This window comes from Actinomyces oris (assembly GCF_006546825.1).
Classification (GTDB): domain Bacteria; phylum Actinomycetota; class Actinomycetes; order Actinomycetales; family Actinomycetaceae; genus Actinomyces; species Actinomyces oris.
Genome location: NZ_VICC01000005.1, coordinates 171,604 through 192,400 on the forward strand (window position 1 = coordinate 171,604; position 20,797 = coordinate 192,400).

Consider the following 20,797-nt stretch of genomic DNA (forward strand, 5'->3'; position numbering starts at 1 on the left):
TGCGGCCGTGCCGGCCCTTCGCGCGCCCCAGGAGCCGCGCCGTTTCGCGCCACGCGGAACATGCGCCGCCGGCGCTTCCGGGTGGAGGGCTCGTGACCGATGACGATCCGTTAACGGTGCACGATCCTGTCGGGGGCCCGTGGTGAGATGGTCCCATGTCCCAGGACCCCGTCCGTCTCCTCCCGCCCGCCGAGGCGGCCGAGCTGCCCGCCGCCGACGCCGATGGGCAGCGGGTCCTGGACCGCGTGGCTGAGGGCTCCAACGTCGTCGTCCTGGGGGCCCCTGGGACCGGTAAGACCTCTCTGGCCCTGAGGCTGCTGGCCGAGGCCGTCGCCGGCGGCCGCGACGCCGTCCTGCTGGCCCCTACCCGGGCGCGGGCCGACTGGCTGCGCGGCCGGGCCGCCCACCTGCTGCGTGAGGGCCATGGCGACGGCGTCGTCCGAGTGCGTACCCCCGCAGCCCTCGCCCTGACGATCCTGACCACCTCCTTGACCATGCGGCCCGCCCCGCTGCCGCCCCCGGTACTTCTGGCCGGTGCGGAGGAGGACTCCGCCCTGGCCTCCATGGTCAGCACCGTCACCTGGCCGGGGCTCCCCGCCGAGGCCACCGGGTCTCGGGCGTTCCGCTCCGAGCTGCGCAACCTCCTGGCCCGCGCCGGAGAGCTCGGCGTCAGCGCCGACGACCTGGCCGACCTGGGACACCGGCTCAATGTCCCCATCTGGGTACCCGCGTCCCAGCTCCTGCGCACCTGGGACGCTCAGGGGCGGGCCAGCGCCGAGCGCAGGGCCCAGACCCGCAAGATGGACACGGCTCGCCTCCAGGACCGAGCCGTGGAGGCCCTGAGCTCCTGGGGCTCCGACGCCGTGGCCGCCGCCCGCCCCGTCCCGGATCTCGTCCTCGTGGACGACTACCAGGACTGCACGGCCGCCACCGCCAGGCTCCTGACGGCCCTGGCGACCCCGGACCCCGACGGGCACCGGGCGCAGATCGTGGTGCTGGGGGACCCCGACGTCGCCGTGGAGACCTTCCGTGGCGGCACCCCCAGCCTGCTTATCGCCGCCGAGGACCACTCGGGGCTCGCAGCCACCCGCCTGCGGCTGACCACCTGCTACCGAGGCAACCCGGCCATCGCGGCGGTGATCCGCGACCAGAGTGCCCGGGTCCCGGTGACCGGCACGACCGCCCACCGGCAGACGACCCTGGCGCCCCAGTCCTCAGCACGGTCCTCGGCAGGGCCTTCCTCCGGGGCGAGTGACGCTGAGCGCCCGCAGGCGGCGGCCGGCGTCGAAGTCATCCTGGCCTCCTCCGCCTGGCAGGAGCACGCCCACGTCGCCCGGACGCTCAGGCTCGAGCACGTCCACCACGGCACCGCCTGGTCACAAATGGCGGTCATCGTTCGCAGCGCCGCCGACGCCGAGACCCTCGCCAGGGACCTGCGCAGACGAGGCGTGCCCCTGGCCTCCCGCACGCCCGCGGTCCTGCTACGCGCAGAACCGGCCGCGGCCGCGCTCCTGGACATCGTGCGCGCCGCCATCCGCGACCAGCTGGGCGGGCACGGTGAACCGCCCCAGCGCGACGCCGCCATCAACCTCCTCACCAGCCCCCTGGTGGGGCTGACCACCATGGACCTGCGCCGACTGCGCCGCAGGCTGCGACAGGCCCAGCCGGCCGCAACCCCGCACGCCAGTGCGGCCGAGCCCAGTGAGCCCAGTACCTCCACCGCTCCCGCCCCCGTTCCCGCTGCAGGGACCGGGCCCCGAACCGGCGGCGACGCCGCCCTCCTGGCTCTGCTGGCCGACCCTGAGCAGGCCTCCGGCTTCGCCCGGTCCCTGGACGGGCAGCCGCTGAGCGCCCAGGCGGAGCGGCTCCTCATCGCAGCCAGGATCCTTGAGGCCCTGCGCTCCGCCATCGGGCAGACCCCGGTCGAGGCCCCGCGCGATGTCGAGGCCCTGCTGTGGGCCGCCTGGAACGCCTCCGAGCGGGCCGAGGCCTGGCGCGCCACCGCCCTGCTGCCCTCGGCAAGTTCGGTGCGAACGCTCCTGTCCGAGGCCGCCGAGCACGACCTCGACGTCGTCACCACCCTGTTCAAACGCGCCGAGGTCTGGGCCGAGCGCCACCCGGGCCAGGACGCCTCCAGCTTCCTGGCCGAGCTCGATGCCGAGGTCCTGCCCTCGGACTCCGTGGCTCCTCAGGGGCGGCGCCCGGAGGGCGTGGCCGTCATGACCCCGGCCGGTTGCGCGGGCCAGGAGTGGGAACTTGTCGTGGTCGTCGGACTGGAGCGTGACCGCTGGCCGGACCTGCGCCTGAGGGACTCCCTGACCCGCACCGGCCTCCTCGTCGATGCCGTCACCGGCCGCCTGACCACAGACACCGCTGCACCGGGGGAGGGAAGCGGCGGCAGCGGCACCGTGGCCGCTGCCCGGGCGCAGGTGCGCGCCGACGAGCGCCGCATGCTCATCATGGCCGTGTCGCGCGCCTCCAGGCGCCTCCTGCTGACCGCTACCGCCGACGCCGAGCACGCCCCCTCACCCTTCCTGACCGAGATCGCCCACAGCGCCGGGATCGCCTTGACCGACGCCGACGGCGCCCCTCTCCTGACCCCCGACACCGGCGACCTCACCCTACGCGGCCTGGTGGGGGAGCTGCGCCACGCCGCCATCTGCGGCAACCTCGAGACGGCCACCGACGCCGAGCACCGCCGCGGCCGGGCCGCCGTCGACCTGTTGGCCGACCTCGCCCGCCAAGGCGTACCCGGCGCCGACCCCGCCACCTGGATCGGCGCGACCGGCCCCACCTCCACCGCCCCCCTCATCGCCGCCGGCGAGCGGATACGGGTCAGCCCCTCCGACGTGGAGGGCCTGGCCGCCTGCCCCCTCAAGTGGTTCCTGACCCGCAGCGGCGGATCGGCCCCCGCCAGCGACGCCCAGGCCCTGGGCGGCCTCGTCCACGCCGTCGCCGAACGGGCGGAGAAGGAGCACCTGCGCGGTCCGGCCCTGCGCGAGGCCTTCGAGGAGCGCCTGACCGACCTCGGCTACCCCGCCACCTGGCAGGGAGGCCTTGCCGCAGACCGCGCCCGCGCCATGATCGAGCGCCTCGACGCCTACCTGGCTGACTGCGACGCCCTGGGCGTGCGCGCCGACGTCGAGCAGCCGGTACGCGCCGACGTCGACATCCCCCTGAGTGTCCTCAGCCCCGCGGTCCGCCAGCGGGCCGGCCTGCGGATACCGACGAAAGGCGGCAACGCCATCCCGATCACGATCTCCGGGCGCATCGACCGCCTCGAGCACCTCGGCGGCCTGTCGGGAGATGATCTGAAGGACTCCGCCGGCCCCGACCGGAACGGCGCCGTGCGCGTCATCGACCTTAAGACCGGGCAGCGGGTCCCCAAGGACGTCCAGCGTCACCCCCAGCTGGCCACCTACCGGCTGGCCCTGAGCTCGCAGGGTCTCGACGTCGTCGGCGGAGCCCTCGTGCTCCTGGGCAAGGAGCCCTCCAAACGCTCCGGGGACGGCTACGTCCTGGCCCCGCCGGGCGCCGCCCTCGACCCCAGCCCCGCCGCCCCGGAACCTGCGGAGGAGCCCGCGTGCGAGCCCGCTGAGGAACCGGGCGACGCGGAAGCGAACGGTGCTGCCGACAGCAGTGAGGAGTACTGGGCTGAGGATCTTGTGGCCGCCGCGGCCATGGCCGGAGTGGGCCCGCAGATCGAGGCCCGCACCGGTGAGCACTGCCGTACCTGCCGGGTCAAGGACTCCTGCCCCGTGCAGGTCGAGGGAAGGAGAGTCGTCTCATGACCCCCACCGGCCCAGACCGGCTCACCCCCCAGGCCCTGGCGGAGGCGCTCAGCATCCACACCCCCACCCAGGAACAGGCGCGAGTCATCGCCCACCGGCTGAGCCCCCTGCTGGTGGTCGCCGGAGCCGGCTCGGGCAAGACCGCCACCATGGCCCAGCGAGTCGTCTATCTGGTCGCCACCGGGCAGGTCCGCCCCGACCAGATCCTCGGACTGACCTTCACCCGCAAGGCCACCGCCGAGCTCGACCAGCGCGTCGCCTCCCGCCTGGCCGGCCTCAGTGCGGCCGGTCTGCTCCCGGTCGCCGCACCGGAGCACGACAGCGGAGCGGAGGGCACCTCTGACGCCACCGACTTTGGCGAGCCGATGATCGCCACCTACAACTCCTTCGCAGGCTCCCTGGTGCGCGACCACGGACTGCGCATCGGCGTGGACCCCGACTCCACCCTCATCACCCAGGCCCGCTCCTGGCAGATCGTCACCTCCCTGCTCGAGGCCCGCACACTCCCGCTGCCCAACGAGAGCCTCAGCCACAACGCGAGTGCCACCCTGGTCCTGGCCGACTCCCTGAGCCAGAACCTGCTGACCATCGAGGAGGCCGCCAAGGACCTGGCCGACCTGTCCGAGCAGTTCACCGCCCTGGCCGCCATCAAGGGCTGCAAGACCCTGGTCGGCAAGGCCCCCGCCGTCATGGCCGAGTGGGAGGCCCTGCTCGACGTCGTCGCCGAGCTGCATGCGCACAAACGTCACCACGGCCTGCTCGACTTCGGTGACCAGATCGCCCTGGCCTGCGCCATCGCCGAGTCCGTCCCCGAGGCCGCCGGCCAGGTGCGGGCCCAGTACCCCGCGGTCCTGCTCGACGAGTTCCAGGACACCTCGGTGGCCCAGGTCAGGCTCCTGTCGGCCCTCTTCGCCGACTCCGGGGTGACCGCCGTCGGCGATCCCCACCAGGCGATCTACGGGTGGCGAGGAGCCAGCGCCGCCGCCCTGGACACCTTCCACCAGCGCTTCAACCCCACCGGCACCGCCCTCCTGGACTCCGGGACCCCACCGGCTGAGGCCACCCCCGTCCTGGAGCTGTCGACCTCCTGGCGCAACGACTCCACCATCCTGGAGGTCGCCAACGTCGTCTCCGCGCCTCTGCGCTCCGGCGTCGTCGAGGATGGGGACCCGGTGGGCGAGCACCTCACCGTCGCCCCCTTGCAGGCCCGCCCCGCGGCCTTCGGCCTGGAGTCCGGCGCGGTGTACGGGGCCTTCCTCCAGGACCCCGCCGAGGAGGCCCGCACGGTGGTCTCCTTCCTTGCCGAGCGCTGGTCGCCCAGTGCCGAGATGGCCGTCCTGTGCCGCACCCGGGCGCAGATGGATCCCATCGCCGCTGAGCTGGAGGAGGCCGGCCTGCCCTACACGATCATCGGCCTGGGCGGGATGCTCTACGTCCCCGAGGTCGCCGACGTCCGCGCCCTGCTGACCGCGGCCTCGGACCCGGAGCGCGGGGACCGGGTGGTCAGGCTCCTGACCAGTTTCGGCATCGGTGCCCGCGACCTGCGGGCCCTGGCGTCGCTGGCCCGCGAGCTCACCCGCCCCTCGACCGAAAGCGGACAGGAGACACCAGGACCTCACGGCGACCAGGTCGAGACCGACTCCCCACTGCTCAGCGAGGCCCTGGACACCCTGCTGCGATGGCATGAGGACGGCGCGCAGGAGGAGTCCGCCGGGGCCCGGGACCTGACCGAGGCCGGGCGGGCCGTTGCCTTGCGCACTGCTCGGGCGATCCGACGCATCCGGGAGGCCGTCTCGCTTCCCCTGCCCGACCTCGTGGCCCTGGCCGAGCAGGCCCTCGACCTCGATATCGAGATCGCCGCCCGGGTCGGTCACCCGATGGGGCACCGCGCCCTCGACTCCTTCCACGAGACGGCCCGGGCCTTCTCCGCCGACACCGACGCCCCCACCCTCACCGGCTTCCTGGAATGGCTCGACGCCGCCGAGGAGCACGAGGACGCCATGAGCGCCCCCGAGGTCGAGCCCTCACCCGGGGCGGTCCAGCTCCTCACCGTCCATGCCGCCAAGGGGCTGGAGTGGGACGTCGTTGCCGTCCCCGGCATGGACGAGCAGGTCTTCCCCTCCTACACCAGCGCCGTCAAAGACGATCTTCGCGTCGCGGAGACCGGCTGGATGGGCTCCACCTCCACCTTCCCCTTCCCGCTGCGGGCCGACGCCGGCGACCTGCCCCCCTTCACCGTGGGGGACCTCGATCCGGCTGTCACCGACAAGCCCCTCCTGACCGAGACGATGAGTGCCTACAAGGAGGCCCTCGGGCGCCAGAGCCTGCGCGAGGAACGCCGCCTGGCCTACGTGGCCTTCACCCGGGCCCGCCACGAGCTCCTCCTGACCGGCTCCCACCTGTCCAAGACCGCCTCCAAGCCCCGCCGTCCCTCACGCTTCCTCACCGAGCTCCAGCGGCGCGACCTCCTGTCTCCCTACGCGGAGGGCTGGGTCGACTTCGATGAGTCCCGCCCCAACCCACTGACCTCCCTGACCCAGGTGGGCACCTGGCCCCCCGACTCCGACGCAGCGCAGCCTCTGGACAGCCAGGCCTCGGAGCCCGGGGGAGAGGCGACAGCGGTCACCGACCGGCTTGCCGATGTGCGCCGGGCCCGGTACGCGGCCGCCGCCCAGGTCACCGCCGCTATGGGTGGGAGCGAGCCCGTCCAGGAGGTGCCCGCTCAGGCTCAGCCCGACGACGAGATGGTGCGGCGGTGGCGACTCGAGGCGGGACTCCTCCTGGCCGAGCGCACCCGGGCCCTGTCCAGCGGCCCCGCCGTCCGCCTGCCCGAGCACCTGGCCGCCACCCGCCTGGACGACCTGCGCGCCGACCGCCACCAGTTCGCACTCGACCTGCGTCGCCCGCTCCCACCCGAGCCCCGCGCCGCCGGCCGGCTCGGAACCGTCTTCCACGAGGCCGTCGCCCAGCGCCTGAGCGCACGTGGCACCCTGTTCGGCCTGGGGCAGGCGGGCGTGCCCGACAGCCTCGGACCCCAGGACCGGGACCGCATCGAGCGCTGGCTGGGCACTGCCGAGAACCTGCCGCTCCTGGAGGACTACGTCCTGGCCGAGACCGAGACGGACCGGGAGATCACCATCGGCGCCACCACCCTGCGCTGCCGCATGGACGCCGTCTTCCAGCGCTTGGACGGTTCCGGGTGGCTCATCGTCGACTGGAAGACCGGGCGCCGACAGGTGCCAGTGGACCAGCTCAGCGTCTATGTCCACGCCTGGGCTGCCTCCCAAGGCGTGCCCACCGGGTCGGTACGGGCCGCCTACGTCTACGTCGACTACCCCGGAGGACGCGTCGATGAGCTCACTGCCGAGGGCCTGCTCAGCATCGAGCACATTCAGGCGGCCCTGACGGTGGGGTAGGGGCCGCAGTGAGACAAGGGCCGCAGAGCAGCGCGCCTGTCAGCTCTCCTCGTCGTCGACGCGCACCATCTCCACCGGATTGGTGATGGCGTCAGGCTCAGCCGGCTCGCGAACCCCGGGCACCGGTGCCAGCCGGGGCGTGGCCGGCTCCACCAGCGGGGCGTCACCCACCTGGGCGGCCAGATCCTCCAGCATCGCCACCGCGTCATTGATGACCGGCTTGTCCCCGGTCCTCACCCCGTGCAGCAGCCAGCGCGCCAGGCTCAGCTCACTGACCAGCTCGGCGCGCTCACGCAGGTGGCGGTCAACGCCCTCGGAGCGGGCGATGTCGTAGGCGTCCTCAATGGAGTCCAGGCAGTCCACCGGCGCCGAGGAGTACACCCAGGCCAGGTCCTCGGCCGGGTCACCCACATGCGCCTGGGACCAGCCCCGCACGGCCACCACCGTGCCACCGGCCACCAGGACGTTCTCCTCGGCGAGGTCGCCGTGGACCACGGTGGGGCGGAAGCGCCACAGGGCGGTGTCCTCCAGGGCCTGCTCCCAGCGTCCCAGCAGCGCCGGTGGGGTCCTGCCTGTCGCGGCGGTGTCGTCCAGCAGGCTCAGCCAGCGCCGACGCACCTCCTCGGCGTCGTAGACCGGCATACCGGCCTCGGAGATCACCGTCATGGACAGCTCGTGGATCTCACCGAGCGCCTTGCCCAGGCCCGCCGACATCCCCGGTCCCGGCCGGAGCGTCTCCACCGGGATCGGCTTGCCCTCCACATGGGAGCGGACCTGAATGTGCGCGTCCTTCTGACGCAGGGACCCGGCGACGCGAGGAACGTCGAAGGAGAGCCGTCCGTCGTCGACGACCCGTCCGATGCGGCGCAGCACCTCGGCCTCAGCCTCCAAGGAGGCGCCCACGGCGTCGGTGCGGGCCTCATGGACCTCCCAGTGGCGGCCCTGGGTGTCGATGACACCGATGATGTGCCGCTCCGGGGTCTCGGACTGCGGAAGCGCCAGCCGAGTCGGGTTGAGGCCGGCGACGGCGACGCTCGCCATCGCCGCCAGGGAGAGCGCGGTGTGGTGAGGGCGAGGAGTCTCGGCGGGCTGAGCCTGTGGAGCCGGCGTGCTGTTGCGGGGCGGCTCGGCCGAGGCACCCGGCAGCGGGGCCACGACCACGGGAGCACGATAGTCCTCGTCGTGCTCGTCGGATCGCTGATCGGAGGGCTCAGCCTGTTGCTGGTGGTTGTCCTCATCGCCGGCCTGAGCCTCAGCGTGCTCGACGTCGGAGGTCACCTCATCGGCGAGGCTGTCGACACCGCCGTCGACATCAGTGGTGCCGGGGGCGTCCGGGGACTGCGGAGGCTGTGACATGGTCCAACCGTAGGCGACAGGTCCTATGTCTCGCAGGACAGCCGCGCCCGTCCGCTGGCGGCAAACGTCCAGGGACGTGGGCAACGGCTTGAGGAATGTGCCAGAAGGCCGATGTTATCCACAGGTTATGTCGAGGTGGTGGCCATGTCGTGACCAGGTGCCCTAGAGTTTATCCGTGACAATGGTCACCGACCGGCTGGTGTGTCACGGCTCAGTGCAGAGCCCCGGGTCGGTCCTCACATCATCCTCAACTCCTCACCCTCATACGACTCCCACGCTGAGAGGCATCATGGACGCTGCCGATCTTCTCCTGACCGAGGTTCGCGAGCTGGTGCGCGCTCGCGGCATCGACCCTCTCAAGGACGCCTCCGACCTGGAACAGCTCGTCACCCAGGCCGAGGAGGACTATCTGCGTCGCTCCGACGCCGGACTCGTCCCGCCGCTCATCGACCCCAAGGGGGCGCGTACCCACGTACTCGACTCCATGGCGGGGCTGGGCCCGCTCCAGGGCTACCTCGATGACGAGTCCATTGAGGAGATCTGGGTCAACGCCCCCGGCCGAGTCTTCGTCGCCCGTTCCGGGCGCCCCGAACTGACCACCACGATCCTGGAGAGTGAGGACCTCGCGGTCCTGGTCGAACGGATGCTGCGGGCCTCCGGGCGCCGCCTGGACCTGTCCAGCCCCTTCGTCGACGCCCAGCTCGCCGGGGGACAGCGGCTCCACGTCGTCATCCCGCCCATCACCTCCCAGCACTGGGCCCTCAACATCCGCAAGCACACCTCCCGCGCCTCCCGCACCGCCGACCTCGTGCGCATGGGCTCGCTGACCAGCCAGGTCGCCGCCTTCCTGGACGCCTCCGTGCAGGCCGGCCTCAATATCCTGGTGTCGGGCGCCACCCAGGCCGGCAAGACCACCATGGTCAGGGCGCTGGCCGGAGCGATCCCGGGCGCGCAGCGGGTCATCTCCTGCGAGGAGGTCTTCGAGCTCGCCCTGCGCAACCGGGACTGCGTGGCCATGCAGACCCGGCCGCCCAACCTTGAGGGAGTCGGAGAGATCAGCCTGCGGCGCCTGGTCAAGGAGGCCCTGCGCATGCGCCCCGACCGCCTCCTCATCGGAGAGGTCCGCGAGGCCGAGGCCCTGGACCTCCTCATCGCCATGAACTCGGGCCTGCCGTCCATGTGCACCATCCATGCCAACTCCGCCAGGGAGGCCATCATCAAGATCTGTACGCTTCCGCTGCTGGCGGGGGAGAACGTCTCCAGCGACTTCGTGGTCCCCACCGTCGCCAGCGCCATCGACCTGGTCGTCCACCTCGACCTGGATCGCAGCGGGCGCCGTACGGTGCGAGAGGTCGCGGCCCTGTCCGGCCGGGTGGAGAACGGCATCATCGAGCTCTCCGACGTCTTCCACCGCGACCCCACCGGCAACCTCGTCCGGGGCGCCGGAGCGCCTGACGCCGCCGAGCGCTTCAATCGGGCCGGTCATGACCTCACCGCCCTGCTCAGCTCCCGCCCCGCAGGCCCCCAGGAGGCCTACTGATGGGCGCCGTCGCCGGGCTCCTGGGCGGGGTGGGGCTGCTCCTGATCTGGATGGCCTGCACCTCCGACCCGCCTCAGTGGCGCTCGAGGCGCTCCCGTCTCCTGGCCGACATCCTGGTCCAGGCCGGCGCCGGCCGCACCAGCCCCGCGATGTTCGTCCTGGGGTCGATCGGGCTGGGGCTGCTGATCGGTCTGGTCTTCCTGGGAATGTCCCGAGCCTGGCCGGTGGCCGTGGCCTTCACCGCCATCTTCACGGCGATTCCTTTCCTTGTCATCTCCTCACGAGCGCGTAACCGCCGCACCCGGCTGCGCGAGGTGTGGCCCGAGGCCGTCGACACCCTCGTCTCCGGCGTCCGTGCGGGCATGAGCCTGCCGGAGGCGCTGACCAACCTCGGTGAGCGCGGCCCGGAGGCAGTCCGCCCCCAGTTCCGGGCCTTCGCCACCGACTACGCCGCCTCGGCCCGCTTCGACAGCTCTCTGGACCGTCTCAAGGCCCGCTTCGCTGACCCGGTCGCCGACCGGATCGTTGAGGCCCTGCGCCTGGCCCACGAGGTCGGCGGCACTGACCTGGGGACGCTGCTGCGCTCCCTGTCGCAGATGCTGCGTGAGGACATGCGCACCCGAGGTGAGCTCGAGGCTCGCCAGTCCTGGACCGTCAACGGCGCCAAGGTCGCGGTCGCCGCCCCGTGGCTGGTTCTGGCGCTGCTGTCCAGCCGGCCTCAGGCAGCAGCGGCCTACGCCACCGGCGCCGGAGCCGTCATTCTCCTGATCGGAGCCGTTGTCTCGGTCATCGCCTACCGGCTCATGCTGCGCCTGGGGCGGCTGCCCGAGGAGGAGAGGACGCTGCGATGAACCCCATGAACGCGATGCTCACAGGAGGACTCGCCGGGCTGCTGGGGGCCGTGGGCGTCCTGTGCGTCATCTCGGCCTTCCGCCGACGTCGCCCCACACTCATGGCCCGCCTGGAGCCCTACGTCCACCGCCGTCCCACGACCTCCGGCCTGCTGGCCGCGCCGGCAGGGCCGACCTCTGACGGGAGCACCGTCGTCGGCCTGCTCATGGCCTCCACCGCACGTGCTCTCAGTCTCGGCAGGCTGATGGACACCCTGGGCTCGTCGGCCGACTCGGTCCGGCGGCGCTTGACGCGATCAGGGTCGTCACTGGGGGTCGATCAGTTCCGACTCCAGCAGGTCCTGTGGTCGACGACGGCGCTCCTGCTCGTCCTGACTGCAGGCGGCCTGGCGGCCCTGGCCCGCTCCGTCAACGTGCCCGCGCTCATCCTCCTGTGCCTCATGGGCACAGTGGCCGGGGCCGCTGCCCGCGACTGGTGGCTCAGCCGGGCCGTGGCGAAGCGGCTGTCACGGATCGAGGCGCAGCTGCCCGATGTCGTCGAGCTGCTGGCCCTGGCGGTGGGGGCCGGTCAGGGCCCGGTGCCGGCCATCGAGCGCATCGTCGCGTTGGGCCGGGGCGACCTCGTCGACGAGCTGAGCAGCACTCTGACCGACATTCGCTCCGGCACGGTCCTGTCCACAGCCCTGGACCGTATGGAGCGGCGAGTCGGTTCCGTCCACGTCACCCGCCTGTGCGAGGCGATCATCGTGGCCCTTGAACGCGGCACACCGTTGGCCGAGGTCCTGCGCTCCCAGGCCACCGACGTGCGTGAGGCGGCGCGCCAGGACCTCATGGAGGAGGGTGGAAGACGGGAGATCGCCCAAATGGTCCCCGTGGTCTTCCTCGTCCTGCCCATCACCGTCGTCTTCGCCCTCTTCCCGGGACTGTTCGTCCTCAGGCTGGGGGTGTGAAGCGCACCCACCACCCTCTCCCCCCTGCACCTGCCGAGCCCAATCAGCCTCCGTCCTCTTGCCCAGAATCCCGACCGACAGCAAGGAGCAGTCATGAAGCGCCTCCTCCCTCCCACATCCCACCGCCCTGACCCCGGTTCCCGGTCGTGGCGTGCCACCGGTGCGACCCGGATCGATCTGCGCGATGAGCGCGGCGACGTCCCCGGCTGGGTCCTGGTGACCCTCATGACCGCGGGGCTTGTCGTGGCTCTGTGGACGGTGGCCGGCAGCACGCTGACCGAGGTCTTCCTCAACGCCATCGCGAAGGTGACCAGTGCGATCTGAACGAGTGCCCCTCCTCGGGGTGCTCCAACGGGCTGGTTGCGCCCTGCCCCGGCCGGCTCGCCCCTGCCCGCGCGAGCACAACGAGTCGGGCTCGGCCGTCGTCGACTTCGTCATGGTCGGTGCGCTTGTCATCGTCGTGTTCGTGGCGCTCCTCCAGGTGGCCCTGGGGGTCTACGCCCGGAACGTCCTCACCGACGCCGCGGGCGATGGTGCTCGTCGAGCCGCACTGGTCGGAGGCACGGAGGCCGAGGCGCGCCAGCGGGTGCAGGTCCTCACCGACGCCGCCCTCAGGCGTGGCTACGTGGACACCGTCACCGTCTCGCGGGTCCCCTCCGGCGACCTGAGGATCGTTGAGGTGACGGTGACAGCGCCCTTCCCGGTCCTGGGGCTGTTCGGCCCCGGAGGGACACTGCGGGTCACCGGGCACGCCATCGATGAGTCCTCCCTGATCCAGCAGAGGTGAGCTCGGGTGGTAGGCATGGTCGGCTCAAGGCGTCGCGGGAGCTGTGCCGCGTTGCGGTCGCCGAGGGCGGTCCCGGCCCGCGCCCTCATCACTGGGTGGGCCGTCAGCCGGCTCCGAGAGGCGCTCAGGGCAGGTTCCCGAAGCGTCCGGCGGCTCATGAGCCAGGAGGAGGGCAATGCGATCGTCGAGTTCATCGGGTGGAGCGCCGTCCTGGTGGTGCCCGTGCTCTACCTGGTGGTGACGCTCGCCCAGCTCCAGGCCACGACCTTCGCCGTCGCCTCGGCGGCCGACGCCGCCAGCAGGGTCCTGGAGGTCGATGACTCGCCCTCCGCGATGGATAACGCGCAGCTGGCCATGCAGCTGTCCCTGTCCGATCAGGGCATCGACGCCGACCTGTCGGGCTCCCTGTCGGTCACCTGTGCTCACGGCTGCGCCCGGGGACAGGCGGCGATGGTCGAAGTCTCAGTCGGTGTGGACCTGCCGGGCTTCGCCTCGCTGGGGATCGGCCGGGACGTCGTCGTGGTGGCCACTGAGCGCTCCATCACCCTGCCGGGCAAGGAGGAGCCGTGAACCGGAACTCCGCTCCCAGGGCCGCCCGAGGTCGGGCCCGCGCCCTGCTGCGTCGGCTGCACCGCGAGGAGGACGGGCAGACGCTCCTCCTGGGGGTCGGGCTCATCTGCGTCGTCCTCGCGCTGCTGTTCGTCGCGGCCTCGGCAACCGCTGTCTACCTCGACCTCAAGACCCTCACGTCACTGGCGGACTCGGCTGCGGCCGCGGGAGCCGACAGCGTGGAGGCGCACCCCTACTACGGGGGCGGTGTCACGGATGACGCACCCGGGTCCCTCACCGACGCAGGGGTCGGGAGCAAGGCGGCCGAGGACCTGTCCGCCCAACCTGCAGCGGACAGACTGGAAGGGGTCACGATCGTCAGCGCCCGGGCTGCTGACAACCGGACCGCCGTCGTGACGCTGCAGGCCCGCTCCCGCCCGCCCTTCCTCCCGTGGGGGATCCTCCCGGCCGAGGGCTTCACCATCACCGCCACCGGCTCTGCCCGAATGACGACGACGCAGTGAGCCTGCGGACTCACTGCGTCGAGACGGATGGGTGAAAGGTTGTGTGTGGCCGGAGGCGGCCCGCCGCTCAGGCCTGCTCGACGAAGCCTGCCGAGACCACGGGGGAGGGGTGCCGGCGCAGGTGCATCCGGGACCGCAGCTCCTCAGTCTGCCGGCGCGAGAGCTGGGCGATGTAGGCCCGCTTCACCGTGAACAGGATGTTGAGCCCCACCAGGAGGTAGAAGGCGTTGGCGATGACACTGGGCCAGGCCCCGGAGCTCGCGCAGTTGATCGTCAGCAGCACGGAGCCGGTGATGTTGAGGGCCTGATACTTGAGCGAATCGCCGGCGATCGTGCCCTTGGAGACCAGGAAGTAGGCCACGAGGAGCTCAGCGGCACCGATCCAGCCGCCGATAGAGATGAGGGAGGAGAGCACGTCGTTCACGAGGACGATTCTTAGACACCCCCCAATGAAGGTCAATCGCATCTATCTGCATGAGGGATGTAGATTTACTTCATGCAGGTATTGCCCCAGAGGCTCTCGGTTCTATTGGCCGTCCATCGAGCCGGAGGAGTCGTCGCAGCGGCAGATTTCCTTCATATAACGCCGTCGGCCGTCTCCCAGCAGATTCGCCTCCTGGAGCGCGAGTGCGGCGCCCGGGTCCTGGATCGCACACCCACCGGAGCCGTGCTCACTGCGGCAGGGAAGGTTCTGGCGGACGCGGCCGAGCGCATCGAGGACGAGCTGACCACCGTGCGCCGCGAGCTGGCGGACCTGGATGACTCCATCCCCTCCGGTGTGGTGCGTGTCGGCAGCTTCGCCTCCGCTGTCCGGGCGCTCCTGCTGCCCCTCCTGAGCTCGCTGGCGACCACCAGCCCCGAGCTGGAGGTGATCGTCGAGGAGGCCGAGGAGCGCAACGCCCTGCCCCGCCTGCGTCGCGGTGAGCTCGACCTGGTCCTCATCGAGCGTGACGAGCACACGCTGCCCGCGGCGCCTCGGGGCATGGTCGACATCCCCTTGCTGGACGAGTCCTGGCTCGTCGTCGTGCCGGCCGAGCAGGCGGCGCCCTCGACCCTGGCGGACCTGGCGCGCGCCACCTGGATCGATCTGGCCCCGGGAACCGCCGGCGCCTTCGCCCTGGACCGTCTGGAGCGTCAGCTGGGGGTGCCGTTGACGACACGGCACGTCGCCTATGACTACGACGTCGTGCTGGCCATGGTCAGTCAGGGCCTGGGCTGCGCGCTTCTGCCCGAGCTGGCCGTCTACTCCGGGCTCGTCCCCGATGAGCTCAGTGTGGTGCGCCTACCCGGGCTGGGCGTGCGCCAGCTGGTGGTGCGCCACCGATCGACCCGCACCGAGCCGGGCCCGGCGACACGCGCGGTGCTCGAGGCGCTGCTCTCCCAGGCCCAGGGCATTGAGCTGGGGTGAGTGACAGATGAGGGAACCACTGTGGGAGTGACCGAGCCGTCGAGCGAGCCCGAGTCCGCCCCGAGGGCGCCCCTCGCAGGTTCTGCCGTAGACTCCCCTCCGTGGCCACTGACTTCTCCGCTGAGATCGAACGACTCCGACACACCTACGCCTCCATTGCCGCGGTGACCGACCCCGAGGCCCTGCGCGCCCGGATCGCCGAGCTCTCCGAGCAGGCCTCCGCACCCGACCTGTGGGATGACCCCGACTCCGCCCAGGTGGTCACCTCCGCGCTGTCCCACGCCCAGGCCGACCTCAAGCGGGTCGAGAGCCTGGGGGAGCGCATCGAGGACCTCGAGGCGATGGTCGAGCTCGCCGGCGAGGAGGAGGGTGAGGACGCCGCCGAAATCCTCGCCGAGGCCGAGACGGACCTGGCGGCCATCAGCAAGGACCTCTCCGACCTGGAGATCCGCACACTACTCAGCGGCGAGTACGACCCCCGCGACGCCGTCATCACCATCCGCTCGGGCGCCGGCGGCGTGGACGCCGCCGACTTCGCCGAGATGCTCCTGCGCATGTACACCCGCTGGGCCGAGCGGCACGACTACCCCGTCAAGGTCCTCAACACCTCCTACGCCGAGGAGGCGGGTCTGAAGTCGGTCACCTTCGAGGTTCACGCCCCCTACGCCTACGGGACCCTGAGCGTCGAGGGCGGCACGCACCGCCTGGTGCGCATCAGCCCCTTCGACAACCAGGGCCGCCGCCAGACCTCCTTCGCCGCCGTTGAGGTCATCCCGCTCATCGAGTCCACCGACCACATCGACATCCCCGAGACCGACATCCGCATTGACGTCTTCCGCTCCTCGGGTCCCGGCGGGCAGAGCGTCAACACCACCGACTCCGCCGTGCGCATCACCCACCTGCCCACGGGCCTGGTGGTCTCCATGCAGGACGAGAAGTCCCAGATCCAGAACCGTGCCGCCGCCATGCGCGTCCTCCAGTCGCGACTGCTCCTGCTCAAGCAGCAGGAGGAGGACGCCAAGAAGAAGGAGCTCGCCGGGGACGTCAAGGCCTCCTGGGGGGACCAGATGCGCTCCTACGTTCTCAACCCCTATCAGATGGTCAAGGACCTGCGGACCAACTTCGAGGTCGGCAATCCTGATTCGGTGTTCGACGGCGACATCGACGGCTTCATCGACGCCGGCATCCGCTGGCGCAAGCAGCAGGAGACGGCCGAGGACTGATCGGCTCGCTTCATCAGAAGCCTTATCGGAGTCAGGGATCCCCCGGAGGGGTCCCTGATTTCTTTTCCACCTGCCCCTGATTCCTCCGGGGTGCGATTGAGGCCGCAAAATGGTGCGCGTACCGTGAATTTCATGAGTACATCACATGGAAAACCTCGGTCGGTGGAAGTCTCATCAACACTCTCGTCTCTCGAGTCCTCGGATCTCAGCGAGGATCGATCGGATCAAGGTCATCACCTCACTGCGGGCGGCAAGGTTGTGCGCATCGTCATCGCGTTTGCGATGATGTTCGCCTGTGCGTTCACGCCGCCTTTACTGAGTCAGATTCCTGCTGTCCGGTCCTTTGCTCTCGCGCACTCGCATCCCCAGGGTAATGCCGACGACTTAGTCATGGCTGCCTTCGTTCTGTTGCTCTATGGGACGGCAACGATTCTGGTTCTCATGCTGTGCTATGTGCTGCGTCGTACTCTTGATCGCGGCCCCCGCGTCAGCCTATGTTTGCGTTTAGATCGTCGAGCCCTGTTGTGGGTGGTGGGGATGGTTCTCGTTGCAGTCGCGGTGAATCTCGCGGTCGCCGGTATTGTCCACGCCCTCGGTCTTGCTGGTGGGAATGAGGGGATTCCGGACCGGCCTTGGTGGATTATGGCTGTGACGATCTTCTCTCAGGCCTTTCTTCTGCAGGGTATCCCTGAAGAGATAATCTGGCGAGGCTGGCTCTTCTCCTCGCTGGGCGAGACGCGTTTTGCAGCAGTGTCCAGCGTCCTCGGGTTCACTGTTCTTCACCTTCTATCCCAAGGGGGTCAGCAGAACCTACTGGAGCACCTCACGTATCTCGCTCCGCCGTGTGGATTTGCGGTGACGGCATTGATCGTTCGGACGATCTCCGGGTCGACCTGGGCGGCCATCGGCGTGCACGGAGGATTCCAGGTGGCGAACGACATGCTGTCGGACTGGCTGCATCTTCCTCACGGGTCGATCACCTGGATTCTCCAGGGCCTGCTCTGGGCAGCGGTCGGTCTTCTCATTCTCGCCTTCCACCGCCGTCGTCAGCGTCTGGCGGCGTTGACAGGCCAGACATGTTGACGCCCTCCATCTGCAGAAGCCGTTCCTTCCGATCGACTCCTCCCGCGTAGCCGCGCAGGCTCCCGTTGGAGGCGAGCACGCGATGGCACGGCACGATGAGAACGATTGGATTGCGTCCGACCGCGCCACCCACGGCCTGTGCGGACATATGCGTCCGGCCGGTACGCCGGGCCACCTCGGCGGCGATGCGGGCATAGGTGCTGGTGGCGCCGAAGGGGATGGAGAGCATGATGGTGGTGACCATCGTCTTGAAGTCGGAGCCCTCAACGCTGATCGGCGGGGTGAAACCCGGGTCGGAGCCCTCGAAGTAGGCGTCGAGCCACTGGGTGGTCTGCGTGAAGACGGGCAGATGTGGCTTGAGCTCTGCGTTGCCGTCGATCGTCGAGCGGTCGTACTTCTGCCCGTCGAACCACAGGCCTGTCAGGTGCTCGCCGTCGCTGGCCATGGTCATGGTTCCCAAGGGGGACTCGTAATGGTTGAGGTAGTGCATCGATTCCTTTCTCGTGTTCCTCGTGGTGCTCATGCTGTCACGCTCGAGCACGGTTCTGCCGCGCATCTGCTCGCTGCGGATCCGCGTGCACCGTCTCACCTCCGCCGTCGTCGCCATTGCTCCGGGGCTCCCTTAGGCTTGGCCACGGTGCGCACGGGCGGTCCGATCGATCGCCGTCGTCGCGCAGAACCTCCGCTCACACCCTGACGAAAGGCGCAGACGAGCAGTGGCTGAGTACATCTACCAGATGATTAAGGCGCGCAAGGCCCACGGTGACAAGGTCATCCTCGATGACGTCACCATGGCCTTCCTCCCCGGAGCCAAGATCGGCATGGTCGGCCCCAACGGCGCCGGCAAGTCCTCCATCCTCAAGATCATGGCCGGCATCGACCAGCCCTCCAACGGCGAGGCCCGCCTGACCCCCGGCTACAGCGTCGGCATCCTCCTGCAGGAGCCCCCGCTCAACGAGGACAAGACGGTGCTCGGCAACGTCGAGGAGGGCGTTGCCGAGATCAAGTCCAAGCTGGACCGCTATAACGAGATCAGCGCCGCCATGGCGGACCCGGACGCCGACTTCGACGCCCTCATGGCGGAGATGGGCACCCTGCAGGACGCCCTGGACGCCGCCAATGCCTGGGACCTCGACTCCCAGCTCGAGCAGGCCATGGACGCCCTGCGCTGCCCCCCGCCGGACGCCGAGGTCAAGCACCTCTCCGGTGGTGAGCGCCGCCGCGTCGCTCTGTGCAAGCTGCTCCTCGAGGCCCCCGACCTCCTTCTCCTGGACGAGCCCACCAACCACCTCGACGCCGAGTCCGTGCTCTGGCTCGAGCAGCACCTGGCCAGCTACCAGGGCGCCGTCATCGCCGTCACCCACGACCGCTACTTCCTCGACCACGTCGCCGAGTGGATCGCCGAGGTCGACCGCGGCCACCTCTACCCCTACGAGGGCAACTACTCCACCTACCTGGAGACCAAGGAGAAGCGCCTCGAGGTCCAGGGCAAGAAGGATGCCAAGCTCGCCAAGCGCCTCAAGGAGGAGCTCGAGTGGGTGCGTTCCTCGGCCAAGGGACGCCAGGCCAAGTCCAAGGCCCGTCTGGCCCGCTACGAGGAGATGGCCGCCGAGGCCGAGCGCACCCGCAAGCTCGACTTCGAGGAGATCCAGATCCCGCCGGGGCCCCGCCTGGGCAACCAGGTCCTGGAGGCCACCAACCTCAAGAAGGGCTTCGACGGGCGCACCCTCATCGACGAGCTCTCTTTCACCCTGCCGCGCAACGGCATCGTCGGGGTCGTCGGCCCCAACGGCGTTGGAAAGTCCACCCTGTTCAAGACCATCGTGGGCCTGGAGCCGCTCGACGGCGGAGACCTCAAGATCGGTCAGACCGTCAAGCTCTCCTACGTCGACCAGTCCCGAGCCGGCATCGACCCGAAGAAGACCCTCTGGGAGGTCGTCTCCGACGGGCTGGACTACATTCAGGTCGGCAATGTGGAGATGCCCTCGCGCGCCTACGTCGCCTCCTTCGGCTTCAAGGGGGCCGACCAGCAGAAGCCGGCCGGCGTGCTCTCCGGTGGTGAGCGCAACCGCCTCAACCTGGCCCTGACCCTCAAGCAGGGCGGCAACCTCATCCTCCTGGACGAGCCCACCAACGACCTCGACGTCGAGACCCTGGGCTCCCTGGAGAACGCCCTGCTGGAGTTCCCCGGCTGCGCCGTGGTCATCACCCACGACCGCTGGTTCCTCGACCGCGTGGCCACCCACATCCTGGCCTGGGAGGGGACTGACGAGAACCCCGCTAGCTGGTACTGGTTCGAGGGGAACTTTGCCTCCTACGAGGAGAACAAGGTCGAGCGCCTCGGCCCCGAGGCGGCCCGCCCCCACCGGGTCACCTACCGGAAGCTGACTCGAGACTGAGCCCGGAGCGATCAAGCGGAGTCTCGATCAGCGAACTCATACAGAAACGTTATTCGTCCAGCCGAACGGCCGGACGAATAACGTTTCTGTCATGAATGGGTGGGAGTGTGGTAAAGACTGTTCGGACCTATACTCGTCCTCGCCAATGAATCAGTCGAGATAACCGGCTGGCAACTGAATGGACAAGAAGACGAAGATGAGTATGAGCGGTCCTGGCGGTCTGGCTGAAAGCGCTGTCACAGGATGGATGCGGTACCACGGATTTCCGGATGCTGCGGCAATGGATCGTGCGGTGGATACCGGAGTCCATGTGATTGCATCGCGCGCCGTCGCCCAGGTGAGGACCTCTCCGGCTCTGGTTGGAATAGAGGACCTGCGGAGGCTGGTTCATGACTCCCAGATGAGGCCGGGGTGCTATCGGATCGCCTTCTCTGTCGCCGGGTTCTCCGGTGACGCGATGCGCTTCGCCGAGGAGTGCGGCATCGCTCTCCTGGTCCTGCGGCCCGATGGCTCAGCTATTCCGGTCAATGCCTGGGGTGAGAACCTTGCTGGTTCTCGTCCGAATGTCGCCTCGTTCATGCCCGCCTCCGCTCCGCCTCGGCCGGTACCTGCTCCCGCGGTCCCGCAGAAGCGTTCCATCTGGCGTCACCCCATGACGTGGTACGTCATTGCGATCATGATGCTGGGCAGTGCCATCGTAGGATTCTTAGACATGTTCACCAAGGCGCGCGACGTTGGTTCCTCCATCGGCGGCTTGGTCATCTGTCTGCTTCTGTCGTATGTGTCTTTTCGTTACGCTCAGAAACTGGGGCGGCAGAGGCGCTGGTAACCTACTCGACGAGGGGAGGGCAGCACTCTCGCGATAGGCCTCCCGCCGGTGTCTCACGCGTATTGTCGGTTGATGCCGATCACACTTATGA

Annotated in this window: 17 protein-coding genes; 14 read left to right on the top strand and 3 right to left on the bottom strand. The window is 69.7% G+C overall.

The window, feature by feature from the left end; all coding sequences use genetic code 11:
• Nucleotides 1-155 precede the first annotated feature (155 nt).
• A complete protein-coding gene (locus FK267_RS06995) occupies nucleotides 156-3,791 on the top strand; it encodes a UrvD/REP family ATP-dependent DNA helicase (protein ID WP_141406758.1) in 3,636 nt (1,211 codons plus the stop codon).
• Nucleotides 3,788-7,207, top strand: coding sequence for an ATP-dependent helicase (locus FK267_RS07000; protein ID WP_141406759.1), 3,420 nt, complete (start codon nucleotides 3,788-3,790; stop codon nucleotides 7,205-7,207). Before FK267_RS06995 ends, FK267_RS07000 begins: the two co-directional genes overlap by 4 nt.
• A 39-nt stretch (nucleotides 7,208-7,246) precedes the next feature.
• On the opposite strand, the gene FK267_RS07005 is transcribed toward FK267_RS07000, so the two are convergent.
• Nucleotides 7,247-8,563: a phosphotransferase gene (locus FK267_RS07005; RefSeq protein ID WP_141406760.1), complete on the bottom strand. Its 1,317-nt coding sequence runs from the start codon at nucleotides 8,561-8,563 to the stop codon at nucleotides 7,247-7,249.
• Between the two features lie 289 nt (nucleotides 8,564-8,852).
• Here FK267_RS07005 and FK267_RS07010 point away from each other — a divergent pair, with 289 nt between their 5' ends.
• From FK267_RS07010 to FK267_RS07040, 7 genes are all read left to right on the top strand, one after another.
• Complete coding sequence (locus FK267_RS07010; protein WP_040321406.1) at nucleotides 8,853-10,103, top strand: TadA family conjugal transfer-associated ATPase; 1,251 nt, start codon at nucleotides 8,853-8,855, stop codon at nucleotides 10,101-10,103.
• On the top strand, nucleotides 10,103-10,954 hold the full coding sequence (locus tag FK267_RS07015) for a type II secretion system F family protein (protein ID WP_020991685.1): 852 nt from the start codon (nucleotides 10,103-10,105) through the stop codon (nucleotides 10,952-10,954). The genes FK267_RS07010 and FK267_RS07015 overlap by 1 nt, the downstream gene beginning before the upstream one ends.
• A complete protein-coding gene (locus FK267_RS07020) occupies nucleotides 10,951-11,904 on the top strand; it encodes a type II secretion system F family protein (protein WP_003786671.1) in 954 nt (317 codons plus the stop codon). Before FK267_RS07015 ends, FK267_RS07020 begins: the two co-directional genes overlap by 4 nt.
• A gap of 93 nt (nucleotides 11,905-11,997) precedes the next feature.
• Nucleotides 11,998-12,228: a hypothetical protein gene (locus FK267_RS07025; RefSeq protein WP_003786669.1), complete on the top strand. Its 231-nt coding sequence runs from the start codon at nucleotides 11,998-12,000 to the stop codon at nucleotides 12,226-12,228.
• On the top strand, nucleotides 12,218-12,691 hold the full coding sequence (locus FK267_RS07030) for a TadE family protein (RefSeq protein WP_101558526.1): 474 nt from the start codon (nucleotides 12,218-12,220) through the stop codon (nucleotides 12,689-12,691). The genes FK267_RS07025 and FK267_RS07030 overlap by 11 nt, the downstream gene beginning before the upstream one ends.
• 156 nt (nucleotides 12,692-12,847) lie before the next feature.
• A complete protein-coding gene (locus FK267_RS07035; RefSeq protein WP_040321405.1) occupies nucleotides 12,848-13,261 on the top strand; it encodes a hypothetical protein in 414 nt (137 codons plus the stop codon).
• On the top strand, nucleotides 13,258-13,764 hold the full coding sequence (locus FK267_RS07040) for a glycosyltransferase (protein WP_141406761.1): 507 nt from the start codon (nucleotides 13,258-13,260) through the stop codon (nucleotides 13,762-13,764). Before FK267_RS07035 ends, FK267_RS07040 begins: the two co-directional genes overlap by 4 nt.
• 67 nt (nucleotides 13,765-13,831) lie before the next feature.
• Here the strand turns inward: FK267_RS07040 and FK267_RS07045 are convergent, their stop codons facing one another.
• The gene (locus tag FK267_RS07045) at nucleotides 13,832-14,188 is read right to left on the bottom strand and encodes a CBU_0592 family membrane protein (RefSeq protein WP_003786661.1); all 357 of its coding nucleotides are present in this window, start codon (nucleotides 14,186-14,188) and stop codon (nucleotides 13,832-13,834) included.
• A gap of 72 nt (nucleotides 14,189-14,260) precedes the next feature.
• Here FK267_RS07045 and FK267_RS07050 point away from each other — a divergent pair, with 72 nt between their 5' ends.
• The 3 genes from FK267_RS07050 to FK267_RS07060 all read left to right on the top strand — a co-directional run bounded on the left by FK267_RS07050 (nucleotide 14,261) and on the right by FK267_RS07060 (nucleotide 17,478).
• Nucleotides 14,261-15,172: a LysR family transcriptional regulator gene (locus FK267_RS07050; protein ID WP_141406763.1), complete on the top strand. Its 912-nt coding sequence runs from the start codon at nucleotides 14,261-14,263 to the stop codon at nucleotides 15,170-15,172.
• Between the two features lie 101 nt (nucleotides 15,173-15,273).
• On the top strand, nucleotides 15,274-16,395 hold the full coding sequence (gene prfB / locus FK267_RS07055; protein WP_010613489.1) for a peptide chain release factor 2: 1,122 nt from the start codon (nucleotides 15,274-15,276) through the stop codon (nucleotides 16,393-16,395).
• 123 nt (nucleotides 16,396-16,518) lie between these two features.
• Entirely contained in the window at nucleotides 16,519-17,478 is a 960-nt protein-coding gene (locus tag FK267_RS07060) for a CPBP family intramembrane glutamic endopeptidase (protein WP_141406764.1), read from the top strand.
• On the opposite strand, the gene FK267_RS07065 is transcribed toward FK267_RS07060, so the two are convergent.
• Nucleotides 17,417-18,001, bottom strand: a complete 585-nt coding sequence (locus FK267_RS07065) for a methylated-DNA--[protein]-cysteine S-methyltransferase (protein ID WP_309313447.1) — start codon at nucleotides 17,999-18,001, stop codon at nucleotides 17,417-17,419. The two genes, FK267_RS07060 and FK267_RS07065, sit on opposite strands and share 62 nt — an antisense overlap.
• Nucleotides 18,002-18,194: 193 nt before the next feature.
• On the opposite strand from FK267_RS07065, the gene ettA reads away from it, so the two are divergent.
• A complete protein-coding gene (ettA, locus tag FK267_RS07070; protein ID WP_141406765.1) occupies nucleotides 18,195-19,877 on the top strand; it encodes an energy-dependent translational throttle protein EttA in 1,683 nt (560 codons plus the stop codon).
• 178 nt (nucleotides 19,878-20,055) lie between these two features.
• Nucleotides 20,056-20,706 carry a hypothetical protein gene (locus tag FK267_RS07075; protein ID WP_141406766.1) on the top strand — a complete coding sequence of 217 codons (651 nt, stop codon included), beginning with the start codon at nucleotides 20,056-20,058 and terminating at the stop codon, nucleotides 20,704-20,706.
• Nucleotides 20,707-20,797 lie beyond the last annotated feature (91 nt).

Coding starts and splice junctions, on each gene's coding strand:
- FK267_RS06995 (WP_141406758.1), top strand. CDS start 156: ATGTCCCAGGACCCCGTCCGTCTCCTCCCGCCCGCCGAGGCGGCCGAG.
- FK267_RS07000 (WP_141406759.1), top strand. CDS start 3,788: ATGACCCCCACCGGCCCAGACCGGCTCACCCCCCAGGCCCTGGCGGAG.
- FK267_RS07005 (WP_141406760.1), bottom strand. CDS start 8,563: ATGTCACAGCCTCCGCAGTCCCCGGACGCCCCCGGCACCACTGATGTC.
- FK267_RS07010 (WP_040321406.1), top strand. CDS start 8,853: ATGGACGCTGCCGATCTTCTCCTGACCGAGGTTCGCGAGCTGGTGCGC.
- FK267_RS07015 (WP_020991685.1), top strand. CDS start 10,103: ATGGGCGCCGTCGCCGGGCTCCTGGGCGGGGTGGGGCTGCTCCTGATC.
- FK267_RS07020 (WP_003786671.1), top strand. CDS start 10,951: ATGAACCCCATGAACGCGATGCTCACAGGAGGACTCGCCGGGCTGCTG.
- FK267_RS07025 (WP_003786669.1), top strand. CDS start 11,998: ATGAAGCGCCTCCTCCCTCCCACATCCCACCGCCCTGACCCCGGTTCC.
- FK267_RS07035 (WP_040321405.1), top strand. CDS start 12,848: ATGAGCCAGGAGGAGGGCAATGCGATCGTCGAGTTCATCGGGTGGAGC.
- FK267_RS07050 (WP_141406763.1), top strand. CDS start 14,261: ATGCAGGTATTGCCCCAGAGGCTCTCGGTTCTATTGGCCGTCCATCGA.
- FK267_RS07065 (WP_309313447.1), bottom strand. CDS start 18,001: ATGAGCACCACGAGGAACACGAGAAAGGAATCGATGCACTACCTCAAC.
- FK267_RS07075 (WP_141406766.1), top strand. CDS start 20,056: ATGGACAAGAAGACGAAGATGAGTATGAGCGGTCCTGGCGGTCTGGCT.